The organism is Phycicoccus flavus, assembly GCF_004025965.2.
Taxonomy (GTDB): Bacteria; Actinomycetota; Actinomycetes; order Actinomycetales; family Dermatophilaceae; genus Phycicoccus; species Phycicoccus flavus.
Genome location: NZ_SAYU02000036.1, coordinates 1 through 16,620, shown reverse-complemented (window position 1 = coordinate 16,620; position 16,620 = coordinate 1). Strand labels below are relative to the sequence as shown.

General features: G+C 73.0%; 16 protein-coding genes and 1 pseudogene. 12 read left to right on the top strand and 5 right to left on the bottom strand.

Features of this window, described 5'->3' with window-relative positions:
* Window positions 1-10: 10 nt before the first annotated feature.
* From EPD83_RS11770 to EPD83_RS11740, 7 genes are all read left to right on the top strand, one after another.
* Window positions 11-1,018 (top strand): ABC transporter permease, encoded by a 1,008-nt coding sequence (locus EPD83_RS11770; protein WP_165566612.1) that lies wholly within the window; start codon window positions 11-13, stop codon window positions 1,016-1,018.
* Window positions 1,015-2,001 carry an ABC transporter permease gene (locus tag EPD83_RS11765; RefSeq protein WP_128367891.1) on the top strand — a complete coding sequence of 329 codons (987 nt, stop codon included), beginning with the start codon at window positions 1,015-1,017 and terminating at the stop codon, window positions 1,999-2,001. The genes EPD83_RS11770 and EPD83_RS11765 overlap by 4 nt, the downstream gene beginning before the upstream one ends.
* Before the next feature lie 7 nt (window positions 2,002-2,008).
* Entirely contained in the window at window positions 2,009-3,031 is a 1,023-nt protein-coding gene (locus tag EPD83_RS11760) for an ABC transporter ATP-binding protein (protein WP_128367892.1), read from the top strand.
* Window positions 3,028-4,245 (top strand): ABC transporter ATP-binding protein, encoded by a 1,218-nt coding sequence (locus EPD83_RS11755; RefSeq protein ID WP_165566611.1) that lies wholly within the window; start codon window positions 3,028-3,030, stop codon window positions 4,243-4,245. Before EPD83_RS11760 ends, EPD83_RS11755 begins: the two co-directional genes overlap by 4 nt.
* Before the next feature lie 125 nt (window positions 4,246-4,370).
* Entirely contained in the window at window positions 4,371-4,679 is a 309-nt protein-coding gene (locus tag EPD83_RS11750) for a 4a-hydroxytetrahydrobiopterin dehydratase (RefSeq protein WP_128368509.1), read from the top strand.
* 25 nt (window positions 4,680-4,704) lie between these two features.
* Complete coding sequence (locus EPD83_RS11745) at window positions 4,705-5,451, top strand: VIT1/CCC1 transporter family protein (RefSeq protein ID WP_205859509.1); 747 nt, start codon at window positions 4,705-4,707, stop codon at window positions 5,449-5,451.
* Window positions 5,451-6,167: a type 1 glutamine amidotransferase gene (locus EPD83_RS11740; RefSeq protein WP_128368649.1), complete on the top strand. Its 717-nt coding sequence runs from the start codon at window positions 5,451-5,453 to the stop codon at window positions 6,165-6,167. Before EPD83_RS11745 ends, EPD83_RS11740 begins: the two co-directional genes overlap by 1 nt.
* Before the next feature lie 216 nt (window positions 6,168-6,383).
* Here the strand turns inward: EPD83_RS11740 and malQ are convergent, their stop codons facing one another.
* From malQ to EPD83_RS20380, 3 genes are all read right to left on the bottom strand, one after another.
* Entirely contained in the window at window positions 6,384-8,516 is a 2,133-nt protein-coding gene (gene malQ / locus EPD83_RS11735; protein ID WP_165566610.1) for a 4-alpha-glucanotransferase, read from the bottom strand.
* 65 nt (window positions 8,517-8,581) lie between these two features.
* A complete protein-coding gene (gene mctP, locus EPD83_RS11730) occupies window positions 8,582-10,228 on the bottom strand; it encodes a monocarboxylate uptake permease MctP (RefSeq protein ID WP_128366514.1) in 1,647 nt (548 codons plus the stop codon).
* Window positions 10,225-10,545, bottom strand: a complete 321-nt coding sequence (locus tag EPD83_RS20380) for a DUF3311 domain-containing protein (protein WP_205859508.1) — start codon at window positions 10,543-10,545, stop codon at window positions 10,225-10,227. The genes mctP and EPD83_RS20380 overlap by 4 nt, the downstream gene beginning before the upstream one ends.
* Before the next feature lie 142 nt (window positions 10,546-10,687).
* On the opposite strand from EPD83_RS20380, the pseudogene EPD83_RS11720 reads away from it, so the two are divergent.
* The 3 genes and pseudogenes from EPD83_RS11720 (at window position 10,688) to EPD83_RS11710 (ending at window position 13,139) form a co-directional block, all read left to right on the top strand.
* A pseudogene (locus EPD83_RS11720) lies at window positions 10,688-11,487 on the top strand (PIG-L family deacetylase).
* Window positions 11,488-11,539: 52 nt separating this feature from the next.
* A complete protein-coding gene (locus EPD83_RS11715; protein WP_205859507.1) occupies window positions 11,540-12,454 on the top strand; it encodes an alpha/beta fold hydrolase in 915 nt (304 codons plus the stop codon).
* Window positions 12,455-12,464: 10 nt separating this feature from the next.
* Entirely contained in the window at window positions 12,465-13,139 is a 675-nt protein-coding gene (locus EPD83_RS11710; protein WP_128366513.1) for a J domain-containing protein, read from the top strand.
* A 557-nt stretch (window positions 13,140-13,696) separates the two neighbouring features.
* On the opposite strand, the gene EPD83_RS11705 is transcribed toward EPD83_RS11710, so the two are convergent.
* A complete protein-coding gene (locus EPD83_RS11705) occupies window positions 13,697-14,131 on the bottom strand; it encodes a hypothetical protein (protein WP_235950540.1) in 435 nt (144 codons plus the stop codon).
* On the bottom strand, window positions 14,128-14,571 hold the full coding sequence (locus EPD83_RS11700) for a cupredoxin domain-containing protein (RefSeq protein ID WP_165566609.1): 444 nt from the start codon (window positions 14,569-14,571) through the stop codon (window positions 14,128-14,130). Before EPD83_RS11700 ends, EPD83_RS11705 begins: the two co-directional genes overlap by 4 nt.
* A 400-nt stretch (window positions 14,572-14,971) precedes the next feature.
* On the opposite strand from EPD83_RS11700, the gene EPD83_RS11695 reads away from it, so the two are divergent.
* Together EPD83_RS11695 and EPD83_RS11690 are read left to right on the top strand one after the other, a co-directional pair.
* On the top strand, window positions 14,972-15,736 hold the full coding sequence (locus EPD83_RS11695; protein WP_165566608.1) for a hypothetical protein: 765 nt from the start codon (window positions 14,972-14,974) through the stop codon (window positions 15,734-15,736).
* A 1-nt stretch (window position 15,737) separates the two neighbouring features.
* Window positions 15,738-16,451: a class F sortase gene (locus EPD83_RS11690; RefSeq protein ID WP_205859506.1), complete on the top strand. Its 714-nt coding sequence runs from the start codon at window positions 15,738-15,740 to the stop codon at window positions 16,449-16,451.
* Window positions 16,452-16,620 lie beyond the last annotated feature (169 nt).

Below are 16,620 nucleotides of genomic sequence, written 5' to 3'. Positions count from 1 at the left end.
GACCCGACCCGTGGCGAGATTCCTCATCCGACGCCTCCTCCAGATGGTGCTCGTCGTCTTCGTCCTCTCCGTCATGCTCTTCCTCTGGCTGCGCGCCCTGCCCGGCGGCACCGTCTCGGCCATCCTCGGCGAGCGGGCCACCCCGGAGACCCGCGCCGCCCTCACCAAGGCGCTCGGGCTGGACGAGCCGATCTGGGTGCAGTACGGCAAGTTCCTCTGGCGGGCGCTGCACGGCGACTTCGGCACCTCCACCCGGGTCCTGCCCGGCGCGGACGCCCTCGACATCTTCCTCACCCGGCTGCCCGCGACCATCGAGCTCAGCGCCTTCGCCCTCGTCTTCGCCGTGGCCCTCGGCATCCCCCTCGGCTACGTCGCCGCCCGGCGCGCCAACTCCCCGGTCGACAGCGGGCTCGTCATCCTCTCCCTCGTCGGCGTCGCGGTCCCGGTCTTCTTCCTCGCCTTCTTCCTCAAGTACCAGTTCGCCGTGGACCACAACTGGTTCCCGGTCTCGGGACGGCAGGACAACCTCAGCTGCACGCGGATCACGAACTTCTTCGTCCTCGACGGGCTGCTCACCCGGGAGCTCGACTGCTCGGCGAGCGCGCTGAAGCACCTGGTCCTGCCCTCGATCGCGCTCGGGACCATCCCCTTCGCCGTGATCTTCCGGATCACCCGGGCCTCGGTCCTCGACGTGCTCGGCGAGGACTACGTCCGCACCGCCGAGTCCAAGGGCCTCACCGCCCGGGTCGTGCGCGGCCGCCACGTGCTGCGCAACGCGATGCTCCCGGTCGTCACGACGATCGGTCTCCAGACCGGGCTGCTGCTCGCCGGCGCGGTGCTCACCGAGAAGGTGTTCAACTGGGGCGGCATCGGCAACGCCCTCGCGGACGCCTTCCAGTACCGCGACTACTCGGTGCTGCAGATCCTCATCCTGGCGGCGGCGCTCATCTACGTCGTCATCAACCTGCTCGTCGACATCAGCTACGCGATCATCGACCCGAGGGTGAGGACGCGATGACCCCCGCCAACCCGATGACCCGCCGCAAGGACCGGATCGACGACCTCGCCGCGACCGCCGGCTCGGACCGGGCGGCCGCCGTCCGCGAGGCCGGGTCGGTCGACGAGAAGCCCGGCGTCTCGCTCATCGCGAGCGCCTGGCAGCGGCTGCGGCGCAGCCCCGTCTTCCTCATCGGCGCGGCCATCACGCTCGTGTTCGTCGTCCTCGCGCTCGTGTCGCCGCTCATCGCGCCGCACGACCCGGCGGCGAACCTCTTGTTGGACCAGGTGCGCCCGCAGTCCAACCCCATCCCCGGCCCGCAGCCGGGCTACCCCCTCGGGGCGGACGACGTCGGCCGCGACCTGCTCTCGCGGCTGCTCGTCGGCAGCCAGCAGACCCTCATCGTCGGCGTGTTCGCGACGATCTTCGGGCTCACCGGCGGGATGACCCTCGGCATCCTCGCCGGCGCGTTCGGCGGCTGGGTCGACTCGCTCGTCATGCGCATCGTCGACGTCCTGCTCTCGATCCCGTCGCTGCTGCTCGCGTTCTCGATCGCGGCCCTGGCCACCCGGCCGAGCCAGCTGACCGTCATCATCGCCGTCGCGGCCGTGCAGGTGCCGATCTTCGCCCGGCTGCTGCGCGGGTCGATGCTCGCCCAGCGGCACAGCGACCACGTCCTCGCGGCGCGGGCGCTCGGCGTCACCGAGCGGGCGGTCGTCTTCCGGCACATGCTCCCGAACTCCCTCGGCCCGGTCATCGTCCAGTCGACCCTGGTGCTCGCGGTGTCGATCATCGACGCCGCGGCGCTGTCCTTCCTCGGCCTCGGCAACCCCAACGACCGCCAGCCGGAGTGGGGGCAGATGCTCGGGCGGGCGCAGCCGTTCATCTACGACAACCCGCACCTGGCCGTGTACCCCGCCCTGTGCATCATCGTCGTCGCGCTCGGCTTCACCCTCATGGGCGAGTCGCTGCGCGAGGCCCTCGACCCCAAGACCAGGAGGTGAGCCGCCGATGACCGCCACGGCGACCACACCCGGCAGCTCCCGGCACGGCGACGAGCCGCTGCTGTCCGTCCGCGACCTGCGGGTCACCTTCACCCGCCAGGGCGAGGACCCGTTCACCGCCGTCGACGGCGTGTCCTTCGACGTCCGGCCCGGCCAGACCGTCGGCCTCGTCGGCGAGTCCGGCTGCGGCAAGTCCGTGACGTCGCTGGCCATCATGGGCCTGCTGCCGGCCCGTGGGAACCGGGTCGAGGGCACGGCCACCTTCGAGGGCACCGACCTGCTCACCCTGGCCAAGGACAAGATGCGCGACCGGCGCGGCCGCGACATCGCGATGATCTTCCAGGACCCGCTCTCGTCGCTGAACCCCGTCGTGCCCATCGGCCGGCAGGTCACCGAGGTGCTGGAGCGGCACAAGAGCATGTCGCGCAAGGCCGCGACCCCCGTCGCCCGCGAGCTGCTGGACCGGGTCGGCATCCCCGACCCCGACCGCCGGCTCACCGACTACCCGCACCAGCTCTCCGGAGGCATGCGCCAGCGCGCCCTCATCGCCATGGCCCTGGCCTGCGAGCCCCGGCTGCTCATCGCCGACGAGCCGACGACCGCCCTCGACGTGACCATCCAGGCCCAGATCCTCGGGCTGCTCAAGGAGCTCGTCACCGAGTCCGGGACCGCCCTGGTGATGATCACCCACGACCTCGGCGTCGTCGCCGGCCTGTGCGACGAGGTCAACGTCCTCTACGGCGGGCGGATCGTCGAGCGGGGCCGCCGCCACGAGCTCTTCGCCTCTCCGCGGCACCCGTACACGACGGGTCTGCTGGCCTCGATCCCCCGGCTGGACGGCGCCCGCGGGGCGCCGCTCACCCCCATCCCCGGGTCGGTCGCCGACAACCTGCCGTGGGAGCACGCCTGCGCCTTCGCGCCGCGCTGCTCGCAGCCGGTCGACCGCTGCACCGAGCAGAGCCCGGAGCTCGAGCACGACGACGGCGGCCGCGCGCTGCGCTGCTTCAACCCCGTGGAGGCGACCTCATGACGACGACCGCCGAGCCCACCGACGCCGCCGCCACCGACGGTCCGGCCGACGACGCGCGCGCCCACGACGACGGCGACCTGCTCGTCGACGCCCGCGGGGTCAAGGTGCACTTCCCCATCAAGCGCGGGGTCGTCTTCGACAAGGTCGTCGGGCACGTCTACGCCGTCGACGGCGTCGACCTGCGCATCCGCAAGGGCGAGACCTACGGCCTCGTCGGCGAGTCCGGCTGCGGGAAGTCCACGCTCGGCAAGGCGATCCTCGGCCTGGAGCCGCCGACCGACGGCTCGGTCGTCATCGACGGCACCGACGTCGCCTCGCTCAAGGGCGAGGAGCTGCGCAAGCGGCGCAAGGACTTCCAGATGGTCTTCCAGGACCCGATGAGCAGCCTGGACCCGCGCCAGTCCGTCGAGTCGCTGCTCGTCGAGGGGATGAAGGCCCACGGCCTGGCCTCGGACGACAAGGCGACGGCGTCGCGGCTGCGCGAGCTGCTCAAGGCGGTCGGGCTGCCCGCGGCGGCGCTGAAGAAGTACCCGCACGAGTTCTCCGGCGGGCAGCGCCAGCGCATCGGCATCGCCCGGGCGCTCGCGGTCGAGCCCAAGCTCATCGTCGCCGACGAGCCGGTGTCCGCCCTCGACGTGTCGGTCCAGGCGCAGGTCATCAACCTGCTGGAGGACCTCCAGGACGAGTTCGAGCTCACCTACCTCGTCGTCGCGCACGACCTCGCCGTCGTCCGGCACATCAGCGACCGGATCGGGGTCATGTACCTCGGCGGGCTCGTCGAGGAGGCCGGCGCGGACGACCTCTACGCCCAGCCCCTGCACCCGTACACGAGGGCGCTGCTGTCGGCCGTCCCGGTGCCGGACCCGACCCGGGAGGACGAGCGCGAGCAGATCCTCCTCGTCGGGGACCTGCCCTCGCCGTCCAAGCCGCCGCCCGGCTGCCGCTTCCACACCCGCTGCCCCTGGCGGCAGGAGACCCGCTGCGACGACGAGCGGCCGCAGCTGCGCGTCCTGGAGATCGACGGCGTGCCCTCCTCGCACCGGGTGGCGTGCCACTGGGCGGAGGACATCGAGAGTGGGAAGATCCAGCCCCACCACGTCGACCCGACGGCCACCGAGCAGGACCTGCGCGAGGAGCAGGACGCGCCGCACGCCGTCGGCGACGTCGAGGAGGCCGTCCAGTACCAGCACGGCGGGCACGGCGCCGGTTCCTGATCCTCGTCGCGGTCCGGCGCCGCGGTGGCTGCCGGGTGTCCGTCCTCGTCGGCGAGGCCGGTGGCGGGTTCGGTGAGGCTCACCTGGGGTGCCGGGCGGGCCGCCGGCGGCGCATGATGGCCCGTATGAGCCGACTCCTCACCGACGACGAGGTCACCCGCCAGCTCGCCGACCTGCCCGGCTGGGAGCGCGAGGGCGACGCCGTCGTCGCGACCATCGAGGCCCCGGACTTCCCGGCGGCCATCCGCCTCGTCGCCGCCGCGGCCGACGAGGCCGAGCAGATGAACCACCACCCCGACATCGACATCCGCTGGCGCACGACGCGCTGGCTGCTCACGACCCACGACGCCGGCGGGCTCACCCAGCTCGACATCGAGCTCGCCCACCGCATCAACGCCGTCGCCCGCGCGGAGGGTGTGGACCTCGGTGGCTGACGGCTCCCCCGCCCCCTCGTCCCCGGTGGCCTCCGAGCAGGTGGAGCCGGCCGTCGCGGCCGCCGCGCTCGAGGAGCACGACGAGGCGCACGGCCAGGGCTACGCCGAACGGCTCAACTGGCTGCGCGCGGCGGTGCTCGGCGCCAACGACGGGATCGTGTCCACCGCCGGCCTCGTCATCGGCGTCGCCGCGGCCACGACGAGCCGGCCGGCGATCCTCACCGCCGGTCTCGCCGGTCTGGCCGCCGGCGCGATGAGCATGGCGGTCGGCGAGTACGTCTCGGTGAGCACCCAGCGGGACACCGAGCGCTCGCTCATCGCCAAGGAGGTCCGCGAGCTGCGCGAGGAGCCCGAGGCCGAGCTCGCCGAGCTCGCGGAGATCTACGAGGGCAAGGGCCTCTCCCCCGACCTCGCGCACCGGGTGGCCGTGGAGCTCACCGCGCACGACGCCCTCGGGGCGCACGCCGAGGCCGAGCTGGGCATCGACCCCGACAACCTCACCAACCCCTGGCACGCCGCGGTCGCGTCGATGGTCGCGTTCACCGTCGGCGCGCTGCTGCCGCTGCTCGCGATCGTCCTGCCGTCGGCGTCCTGGCGGGTGCCGGTCACGGTCGTCGCGGTCGTCGTCGCCCTCGCCGGCACCGGGGTGCTCAGCGCCCGCCTCGGCGACGCCGACGCCCGCCGCGCCACGCTGCGGGTGGTCGGTGGCGGGCTCATCGCGATGGCGGTCACCTACGCCATCGGCTCGCTCGTCGGCACCCACGTCGGGTGATGCGCCGGCTCCTCGTCGTCCAGCACGAGCCGGACGCCCCGGCGGGCTGGCTCGGCGAGTGGTGGCGCGCCGCCGGCGTCGACCTCGACGTCGTGCGCGGTGACCTCGGGGACCCGGTGCCCGGGCGGCTCGCCGACGGTGGGCACGACGGGCTCGTCGTCCTCGGCGGGGCGATGGGCGCGAACGACGACGCCGAGCACCCCTGGCTGCGGCCGACCAAGGACCTCCTGCGGGCCACGGCCCGGGCCGGCGAGCCGGTGCTCGCGGTGTGCCTCGGGCACCAGCTGGCCGCGGTGGCGCTCGGCGGGACGGCGGGTCCGAACCCGGCCGGACGCACCATCGGCGTCGTGCCCGTCGCGCTGACCGCCGAGGGGCACGCGGACCCGCTGCTGGGCGGGGCCGGCGGGGTCGCCGGATCACCCGCGGTGCACTTCAACGACGACACCGTGCTGTCGCCTCCGCCCGGGGCCACGGTGCTCGCGCGCCTGCCCGACGGGTCGCCCCAGGCGCTGCGCCTCGGGCTGCGCGCGTGGTCGCTGCAGTTCCACCCCGAGACCTCGCCGGAGATCTTCGCCGACTGGGTCCGCTCCGAGCGCCCCGACGGGCTCGACGACGCCGACCGCCGCCTCGTGGCCGAGGTCGACTCCGCCCGGGACGCGCTGCGCACGGCCTGGGAGCCCTTCGCCACGCGCTTCCTCGACCACCTCACCCCCTGACGGGACGCCGCGGACGGGCCGACGACACGAAGCCTGTCCTGCACCCACCCCACCTGCCCGAACGCCGCGACCGACCTCAGGCGTGTCGTCCGCCCGTCGCCGCCGACCCCACCGCGGACGGGTCGACGACACGAAGCGTGTCCCGCACCCACCCCACCTGCCCGAACGCCGCGACCGACCTCAGGCGTGTCGTCCGCCCGTCGCCGCTGCGGCGGGTCAGTCGCCGCGGAGGGCGTCGAACAGGGCGTCGACGAGCGGGGACTCGCGGATGTCGTCGAGGTCGACGGGCGTGCCCTCGGGACCGGCCAGCGGCAGCCGCCAGTTCGGGTACTCGTCGTTGGTGCCGGGCTGGTTGATGGCCCGGCGGTCGCCGACGAGGTCCGGCAGGGCGACGGCGAGCATGCGGCTCGGCGTCTGCGCGAGCCACCGGTGCAGCGCGACCACGGTGTCGTCGACGTCCGCCCCGGCCGCGAGCAGCCCGCGCTCGCGCAGCGCACCGAGCACCCGGTCGATCGCGGCCGTCTCGACCTCGCGCTCCTCCTGGACCGGACGCGTCAGCAGCCCCAGCGCCTCGCGGACGGCGACGTGCTCGAGCGTGAGGTAGCCCGCGGTCGGCGGCAGGTCGTGGACGGTCACGGTCGACAGGCACAGGTCCCGGTACGCCTCGGGCGGGCGCACGGCGTCGTCGTCCCACTCGAACCAGAGGATCGAGGTGCCGAGCAGCCCGCGCTCGGTGAGCACCTCGCGGACGTTGGGGGCGACGACGCCGAGGTCCTCCCCGATGACGACCGCCCCCGCCCTCTGGGCCTCGAGGACGAGGATGCCGAGCAGGGCCTCGTGGTCGTAGTAGACGTACGTGCCGTCCGCGGGGGACCCGCCGGTCGGGATCCACCACAGCCGGAACAGCCCGAGGATGTGGTCGACCCGGATGCCGCCGGAGTCGCGCAGCACGGTGCGCACCATGTCGCGGAACGGCCCGTACCCGAGCTCGGCGAGCCGGTCCGGGCGCCAGGGCGGCTGGCTCCAGTTCTGCCCGAGCTGGTTGAACGGGTCCGGCGGGGCGCCGACCGTGACGCCCCGGGCCAGGGTGTCGCCGAGGCCCCAGGCGTCGGCGCCGACCGGGTGCACGCCGACCGCGAGGTCGTGGACGATGCCGAGCGACATGCCCGCGACCTGCGCCTCGCGCTGCACCCCGGCCAGCTGCTGCTCGAGCAGCCACTGCAGCCAGCGGTGGAAGTCGACGAGGGCCTGCTCCTCCTGCTGGAAGGCGAGGACGGCCGGGCCGCTCGGGTCCTGCAGCTCGGCGGGCCAGTCGGTGAACGGCAGCCCGCGCCGCTCGGCGAGGGCGCACCACGTCGCGAACCGGAGAAGCCCCTCGCCCTCGCGGGCGCAGAACTCCTCGAAGGCGGCTGCGCCGGACGCGGACAGCCCGACGTCGTGCACGAGCCGCAGCGCGTCCAGCTTCACCGCCCAGGCGGCGTCCCGGTCGATGCGGTCGCCCTCGTCGAGGCTGCGCCCCCGGGCCGCGAGCTGGGAGAGCCGGCGGCGGGCGGTGGCGTCGAGCGCGGCGACCTCGGGCACGTCCTCGACCCGCAGGTAGAGCGGGTTGACGAAGCGCCGGGTCGTCGGCAGGTAGGGCGAGGGCTCCATCGGCGCGACCGGCTCCGCGGCGTGCAGCGGGTTGACGAGGACGAAGTCGGCGTCGTGGGCGGCGGCGGCCCACGTCGCGAGGTCGGCGAGGTCGCGCAGGTCCCCGACGCCCCAGGACCCGGGCGAGCGCACCTGGTACAGCTGCGCCATGAGCCCGACGACCCGGCGGGAGGCGACGGGCTCGGGCAGCTCGAGGCGCTCCGGAGTGACGACGAGCGTGGCCGTGGTCGTCGCCGGGGCCAGCGGGTCGGCGTCGGGGGTGGCGACGAGCCGGTGCCAGCCCAGCGGGAGGTCGGCCGGCAGCGCGAACGTCGCCTCCCCGAGCACGACGCCGTCGACCTCGCGGTCCGGCACCCAGCGGTCGACCTGCTCCAGCGGACGCGTGCCGCCGTCCTCGAGCCGGGCGGTGACGGCGACGCCCGACCCGGCGGCGACGTGGACGCGGACCTCGCCGCCGCGCCCGGCACGCACGACGACGGTGGCGGGGAGCGTGCGGCGCCACGGGGCGTCGTCGACCTCGGCCAGGGCGGCCTCGACCGCGGCGTCGTCGGCGGCGTCCACCCCGAGGGCGGCGAGCACGGAACGGATCGAGCCCTCGGCGACGGTGACGTGCTCCCCGAGCCAGTTCCAGTAGTCCGTGGCGACGCCGTGGGCCTGGGCGAGGGCGGCGAGCCGGTCGGGCAGCGGGGCGGACTCCATGGCCCCATCCTGCCAAGCGGAACGGCGGGTGCGGACAGCCGTCCGCACCCGCCGTCCGGAGGGGGTCAGCGGGTCTCGACCGACGGGTTCAGCGTGTCGAGGTCCTTGGTCACCCGGGGGTCCCCGGCGTCGGCGAAGTAGTCCGCGGCGACGGTCTCGTCACGGCCCTCCGGCGACTTCGTGGCCCGCAGGACCAGCGTCCCGACGACCGCGACGAGGAGGTTGAGGACGAAGGCCGTCATCGCGATGTAGCCGAGCTCGCCGATGACCGGGATGTTCGCCAGCGACCCCCCGAAGTGTTTGCCGGTGGCCGGGTTGACGACGTTGTACGCGGCGAGGGTCCCGTAGACCATGCCGACCGCCCAGCCGGCGAGCAGGGCCCACCGGTGCAGCCACCGGGTGTAGAGCCCGAGGACGACGGCGGGGAAGGTCTGGAGGATCCAGATGCCGCCGAGCAGCTGGAAGTTGATCGCGTTCTGCTTGTCCAGCAGGAGCACGAACACGAGGGCGAACGCCTTGACGACGAGGGAGACGACCTTGCTGACCTTCGCCTCCTGCGCCGGCGAGGCGTCGGGCTTCAGCCACTCCTTGTAGATGTTGCGGGTGAAGGTGTTCGCCGCGGCGATGGACATGATCGCCGCCGGCACGAGGGCGCCGATGGCGATGGCCGCGAAGGCCACGCCGGCGAACCACGACGGGAACATGTCCTCGAACAGCTGCGGGATGACGAGCTGGGCGTTGGGCTTGCCGTCCAGGCCGATCGGCTTGGTGCCGGCGGCGATGGCGACCCAGCCGAGGAGCGCGAGCAGGCCGAGCACGAAGCTGTAGGCCGGCAGGATCGAGGCGTTGCGCCGGATCGTGTTGCGGTCCTTGGCCGACAGGCTCGCCGTCACCGAGTGCGGGTACATGAACAGCGCCAGCGCGGACCCGAGGCCGAGCGTCGCGTAGGCCCAGTGCTGGGCGGCGCCGGGGATGAACGCGCCGGTGGGCTTGCCGGTGGCCTCGTTGACGGTGCCCATCTTCTGCTCCGCCGCCGAGAACACCTCGCCCCAGCCGCCGACCTTCGTCGGCAGGTAGACGATCGCCACGATGATGACGAGGTAGATGAGGAAGTCCTTGACGAAGGCGATGACCGCCGGGGCGCGCAGGCCGCTGGAGTAGGTGTAGGCGGCGAGCAGGGCGAAGGCGATGAAGAGCGGTGCGTCCTTGGCGATGATGTTGCCGCCGCCCCCGAGGCCGACGACCTCGAGGACGGCTTGGATGCCGACGAGCTGGAGGGCGATGTACGGCATCGTCGCGAGGAAGCCGGTGACGGCGACCGCGAGGGAGAGGCCGCGTGAGCCGAACCGGCCGCGCACGAAGTCGGCGGTCGTCACGTACCCGTGGCGGTGGCTGACCGACCACAGGCGGGCCATGAACACGAAGATGATCGGGTAGAGCACGATCGTGTAGGGCACGGCGAAGAAGCCGGACACCGAGCCGAGCGCGAACATCGCGGCGGGGACGGCGACGAACGTGTACGCGGTGTACAGGTCGCCGCCGAGCAGGAACCACGTGACCCAGGTGCCGAAGGACCGGCCGCCGAGGCCCCACTCGTCGAGGGACTCCATCGAGCTCGGGCGCCGCCAGCGGGTGGCGAGGAAGCCCATCACCGTGACGAGCAGGAACAGCAGCACGAGGACGACGAGGGCGGGGACGTCGATGCCGCTCATGCCCGCTCCTCCGTCCGGCGGTCGCCGTCCCGGCGCATCGGCCGGTGCGGCCGCGCGACGAGGACGATCCGGTAGGCGGTGTAGGTGAACGCCGAGGTGAGGAACACCCAGAGGAACTGGTACCAGATGAAGAACGGGAAGGCGCCGAGCTTGGGCTCGACCCTGCTGTAGCTGCTCACCCACATGAGCGCGACGACCGGGATGACGAGCAGCACGCCGGCGACGACGAGGAGTCCCGTCCGGGCCGGCGGTGCGCTGTCGGGGTCGACCGCGTCGGGGCGTGAGTCGCCGGGACCGGTCCTGTCTCGTGTGCTCACGGAAACCTCCTCGTTCCCAACGGGACGGCCGCTCGGGGCGTCGGCCAAGCGGAAGCGTAGGAGTGTCGTCCGACACGCGGGGGTTTCGTGTCCGACGAGGCCGGTGGCCGGGCTGTCGGCGCGCCCGTGCAGGATGACGGACGTGTCGACGATCGTCTTCCTCCACGCCCATCCCGACGACGAGGCCTCGCAGACGTCCGGGTCGATGGCCCGCGCCGTCGACGAGGGGCACCGGTCGTCCTCGTCGTCGCCACCAACGGCGACCACGGCACCGCGCCCGACGACCTGGCCGACGGCGAGACCGTCGTCGACCGTCGGCGCCGCGAGCTCGGGGCGTCCGCGCAGGCCATCGGGCTGCACCGGGTCGAGTGGCTGGGGTACGCCGACTCCGGCATGACCGGGTGGGAGCAGAACGGCGCCGAGGGGGCGTTCGCCGCGGCCGACCTCGACGAGGCCGGGGCGCGGCTCGCGGCGGTGCTCGACGACGAGGACGCCGACGTCGTCGTCGGGTACGACTGGCACGGCGGCTACGGGCACCCGGACCACGTGCGGGTCCACCACGTGCTGCACCGCGGCGCCGACCTAGCCGCACGCCGGCCGCGGGTGCTGGAGTCGACGATGAACCGCGACGCCATGCGCCGGATGTTCGAGGCCGCGCGGGCGGAGGGCCGCGAGGACGACTGGGACCCGGACCGGCCGATGGACGACGGCAACCCCATGGGCGAGCCCGAGGACGCCATCCACTGGCGGGTCGACGTGCGCGAGCGCATCGAGCGGAAGCGGGCGGCGCTCGCGGCGCACGCCAGCCAGACCAGCGACGTCGGGATGATGCTCGCCATGCCGCCCGAGGCGTTCACGCAGGTCTTCGGCTTCGAGCACTTCGTCGAGCCCGGCCGTGAGCCCGGCATGGTCGAGGGCTGGCCCTTCGGCGAGGGCGGGTGAGGCCGGCCGGGCGGGGCTCGTCCGGGCCTCGCCCGGGCGCTAGGTTGGCCTCGTGCCGACCGACGAGCGAGCCCCGGTGACGACGCCCGACCACCGCGAGGTGACCCTGGCCGACGGACGGACTTTGGAGTACCTCGCCAGCGGCGACGAGGACGGGCTGCCCCTGGTCTTTCACCACGGCACGCCCGGGGCGGCGGTGCCGTTCCCGTCGGCCGCGCGCGCGGCGCAGGAGCGGGGGCTGCACCTGCTGCTCGTGTCCCGGGCCGGCTACGGAGGCTCGTCGCGCGCGCCGGGCCGGAGCGTCGCCGACGTCGCCGCCGACACCGCGGGGCTGCTCGACCACCTGGGGCGGGACGAGTTCGTCACCCTCGGCTGGTCCGGGGGCGGCCCGCACTCGCTCGCGTGCGCGGCGCTGCTGCCGGGGCGCTGCCTGGCCGCGTCCACCGGCGCCGGCGTCGGGCCGTACGGCGCCGACGGCCTCGACTTCCTCGCCGGCATGGGGCCGGAGAACCACGAGGAGTTCGGCCTGGCCCTCGAGGGCGAGGGCGCGCTGCGTCCGTTCCTGGACCGCACGGCGGCGACGATGGGCCAGGGCACGGTCGAGGGGCTGGTCCAGGCGCTCTCCGGGCTGCTGTCCGACGTCGACCGCGCGGCCCTCACCGACGAGCTCGCCGAGCGCATGCTCGCCTCGAGCCGCCGGATGGCGGAGCACGGCGTCGACGGGTGGGTGGACGACGACCTCGCCTTCACCCGGGCCTGGGGGTTCGACCTCGCCGACGTCACCGTGCCGGTCGCGGTGTGGCAGGGCGGGCAGGATCGGTTCGTCCCGCCGTCGCACGGGCAGTGGCTCGCCGAGCACGTGCCGGGCGCCCGCTCGCACGTCCTGCCGGGCGAGGGGCACGTCTCGTTGCTCGCGCGGATCGGGGACGTCTTCGACGACCTGCTCGACCTCGCCGGGCGCCGGTAGCGCCGCCCCTGTGGCCACCGAGTCCTACGAGCCCTCGTACTACGACGTCCTCGGCGTGCCCGAGGACGCGGCGTCGCCGGAGATCGGCCGCGCCTTCATGCGGGCCATGCGCCGCGCCCACCCGGACGCGCACGCCGGCGACGACGAGGTCGGCCGTGCCGGAGCCGAGGAGCACGCCAGGCTGCTCACCGAGGCCCACGGCGTCCTCACGGGTCGGGACCGCGGCGGCTACGACGCCCGGCTCGCGGCCTGGCGGGAGGGCGCGGCGTCCGAGCACGAGCCGCTGCTGCCGGGTGAGACCACCGGCGACGAGGAGGAGCCGATCCTCCCCGAGGGCGCGCCGTCGGAGGTCGTCCTGCCCCTGGCCCGGCAGCGGTGGCTGCGCGGCGGCCGGCTCACGCCGGTGGTGGGCGGGGCGCCCATCGACGTCCCGGCCCAGGCCGGGCACCACGAGACCCTCGTCTACCCGGGTCGCGGCGCGCCGGGGCCCGACGGCTCCCCCGCCGACCTCGCCGTGCGCGTCGTCCACGTCGACCGGCACGGCGCCGAGCTGCCCGACGGCCACGACGCCCCCACCCGCCGCGGCGACGTGCTGCGGCGGATGCGGCCGGGCGACGCGGCGCTCCTGGCCCTCGGCCTGCTCGTCGTCCTCGCGGCGGCGGTGGTCCTGCTCGCCACCCGCTGACGGTGGCCGGCCCCCGGGACGTGAGTGGACCGGCCCCGGTCGCACTGCAGGGGGTGTGCAACCGGGCCGGCCGAGACACACGTTAGGGACCGGTCGGGGCACGACACATTCCCTTGGTGTGGAATCACGCCGGTCGGCCGATGCGTGTCGTCCGTTCGGCCCCGTTCCCGCGTGTCGGTGCGTGCGTTAGGTAAAGCGCAGGTAAAGTCGTCGTCTAGAGGTGGTCAAGACCGCAGGGGGTCGGGACCGCCGCCAGTCCTCGTCGCAGGGGTGAGGACCGGCCATCGCCACGGCGCCTCCTCGGCCACGACCCGAGGGGGCGCCGGTGGCGTTTTTGCAGGGTCGACAGTCGCGCGGCGTCAGACGTTGAAGCGGAACGAAAACCGCTGTATCCGAACGTTATTGGCGATCGTCGGCGACAAGCGAAAACACCACCTGGCCTGCGAAGACGCGCTGATCCCGTCATCGGGCCCCGATGACGACGAACGGCCTCCGCGAGGCCTCCTGCGGACTGTTTGCGGACTGCTGCCGCCGGCGAAGAGCTCTCCCGTCGAGGGTCAGTCCCGTGCCGGGAGGGCCCAGATCGCGACGAGTGCGCCGACCGCCGCGACGGCCTCGGCCACGGCGCTCAACGACTTCTCGAAGAACCACACGGGCTCGTACATCGCCGGCAGAGGGCCGACAGCGGGGACATCCACGTAACGGTAGAGAAGAACCGCCACCACGGCACTCAGGCCGACCACGATGGACGCCGCGAACGCCGCTCGGCTCCCGCTCACGAGCAGCCAGAGCGCGACGGCCATGGCCACGGCGGCCTCGACGCGGAAAAGGTTCCCGGCGCCGATTCCGCCGGGAGATGCCTGTTGGTACCCACCGGCCAACCGGATGTGCACCACGACGTCGACGACCAGGGCGGCCGCGACGAGCACGCGGAGGGACCACGCCATCAGGGGAGTCGCGAGGACGTGCCGTTCCGCGGTCGTGCCGGTCACTCGACGACCAACTTGCCGCTCATGTTGGCGTGGAAGTCACACGTGATCTCGTAGGTGCCGGGCTTGTTGGGCGCGGTCATGGTGGCGGTGCCGCCCGGGTCGACCTTGACGTCGAAACCGCCGGCCTCCGAGGTGACGGTGTGCGCCACTGAGTCCTGGTTCTTGATGCTGATCTTGGTCCCGGGCGCCACCGACGCGGGCGTCTTGTAGGCGAAGTCGGCGATCGTGATGACCGCCGGTGCGGCCTTCTCGCTCGGACTCGTCGAGGGGGACGCCTCCCCAGAAGGGTCGCTGCTGGACCCGGATGGCGTCGACGAAGCGGACGGTGAGGAAGCCGACGACGCCGGCGAGGCTCCGGCATCCGGGTTCGACGAACCGCAGGCGGAAAGGCCGAGGGCCACTGCGGGAAGGAGGGCGAGAAGCGCGATCTTGCGGGTCATGGGATACCTCCGGTCAGGCGACCGATTCGACGGTCACGATGAGGAGTTCGGTGCGGTAGCCCCCTTCGGGTTGCGCAGGCCGTCCCGAACCCGGATTCCACGGCCTGAAGGGCTGGACGAGACAAGAGTCCTTTTGCGGGTGTCAGTGGCATTGCAGCAGAACTGGACTCGTCGGCCGCGAAACCGGGTCGTCTACCAGCGTTCTTGATGGCAACGCCTGCTGGAAATATCTAATCTCTTCGAAAGATTTCAGCCGATTGAGTGCAGCGGAAACATTCAGATATCCCCCGCCCGTACTTGCATTCTGCCGCGAGGGCTCGCGATCACGTGCATAGTGAGGATCGTGCCGTCGCGACTCGCGGCGGGACGCGCCTCTACAGCAACCAAAAGGATGCGATCCATGCGCAAGTCCCTGACCGCCGCAGCCGCCCTCGCCCTCGGGGCGATGCCCCTGGTCGCGATGTCGCCCGCCCACGCCGCCGACTCGACGAGCTACCAGGCGAACCTGACCCAGCTCAACAACTCGGGGGCCTCGGCCACGGTGATGGCGACCCTCACGGGGAACAGCCTGAAGATCACGGCCCAGCGTTCCGGCTTCCTGGCCGGTGCCCCGCACGCCCAGCACATCCACATCGGTGGGATGGGCCAGTGCCCGCCGGCCGACGAGAAGGGCAGCGGCGCCAACGGGGCGCTGCAGACCACGGACGCGGCCAAGTACTACGGCGCCATCGGCGCCTCGCTGACCACCAGCGGCGACTCCAGCGCCAAGAGCGGCCTGGCCGTCGACCGCTTCCCCACCGGTGACGACAGCTACTCGCGCACCATCACGCTCGACGAGAAGACCGCCGAGTCGGTCCGCTCCGGCAAGGCCGTCATCGTCATGCACGGTGTCGACCTCAACGGCAACGGCAAGTACGACGGCAAGGTCAAGTCCGACCTCGACCCCTCGCTGCCGGAGGAGGCCACCGACCCGGCCGCCTGTGGTGTGCTGCAGGCCAGCCAGATGAACAGCATGCCCGGTGGCGGCGTCCAGACCGGTGGCGGCTCCACGGCCGGCATCGAGGACCAGGGCCTGATCGCCCTCGGCGGCACCCTCCTCGTCGGTGGCGCCGGCGCGGCCCTCGTGGCCACGCGTCGTCGCCGGACCGCGGAGGACCAGGCCTGACGTGAAGGGCCTCCTGAGCGGCCACCGTCGCCTCTGGGCGACGGTGGCCGCCGTCCTTCTGCTCGCCGGCGTCGGTGTGCTCGGGAAGGCGATCGCCGACCAGCGGTCGATCCCCGAGCCGCCCCTGACCGCGACGGCCCCCACCCCCGAGGCGCCGAGCAGCACGATCCCGTCGGCGTCAGCGAGCGGGACGACGAAGGAGAAGACGGCGTCCCCGACCCCGAGCCCGACCGAGACGGGTCTCACCCGGTCGGCGGCCACCCGGGTGGACATCCCGGCCATCGGCGTCGACTCGGTCCTGAACCGGACCGGGCTCGCGTCCGACGGGACGATCGCGGTGCCCCAGCCGGGCCCGCAGTTCAACACCCCGGCCTGGTACACCGGCTCCCCGGCCCCCGGTCAGCTGGGCCCCAGCGTCCTCATCGGGCACGTCGACGGCATCGACACCGGACCCGCCGTCTTCTTCAAGATCGGCTCCCTCAAGCAGGGCCAGGACGTGAAGGTCACCCGCCAGGACGGCAAGGTCGTGACGTTCTCGATCTACCGGGTCCAGCGCTACCCCAAGGACCATTTCCCCACCCTCGCGGTCTACGGGAACACCGACGACTCCGAGCTCCGGCTCATCACCTGCGGCGGGAAGCTCAACCCCTACACCCAGCACTACGAGGACAACATCGTCGTCTTCGCCAAGATGAAGAGCGTCTCCCAGGCCTGACCGCCACCGGCGGTCCCCCGCGTCGGGCGACCACGGGGCCTGCTCCGAGAATGCCCACCTCAAGGGCCCGAGAGCTGGTCGACCGGGTTCGCGATCATCGTTCTCTTCGTGCTCGTACTCGTTCCGAAGCGAACGAGCTCCGGCCCGTCATGAACGGGCGACCCACTTG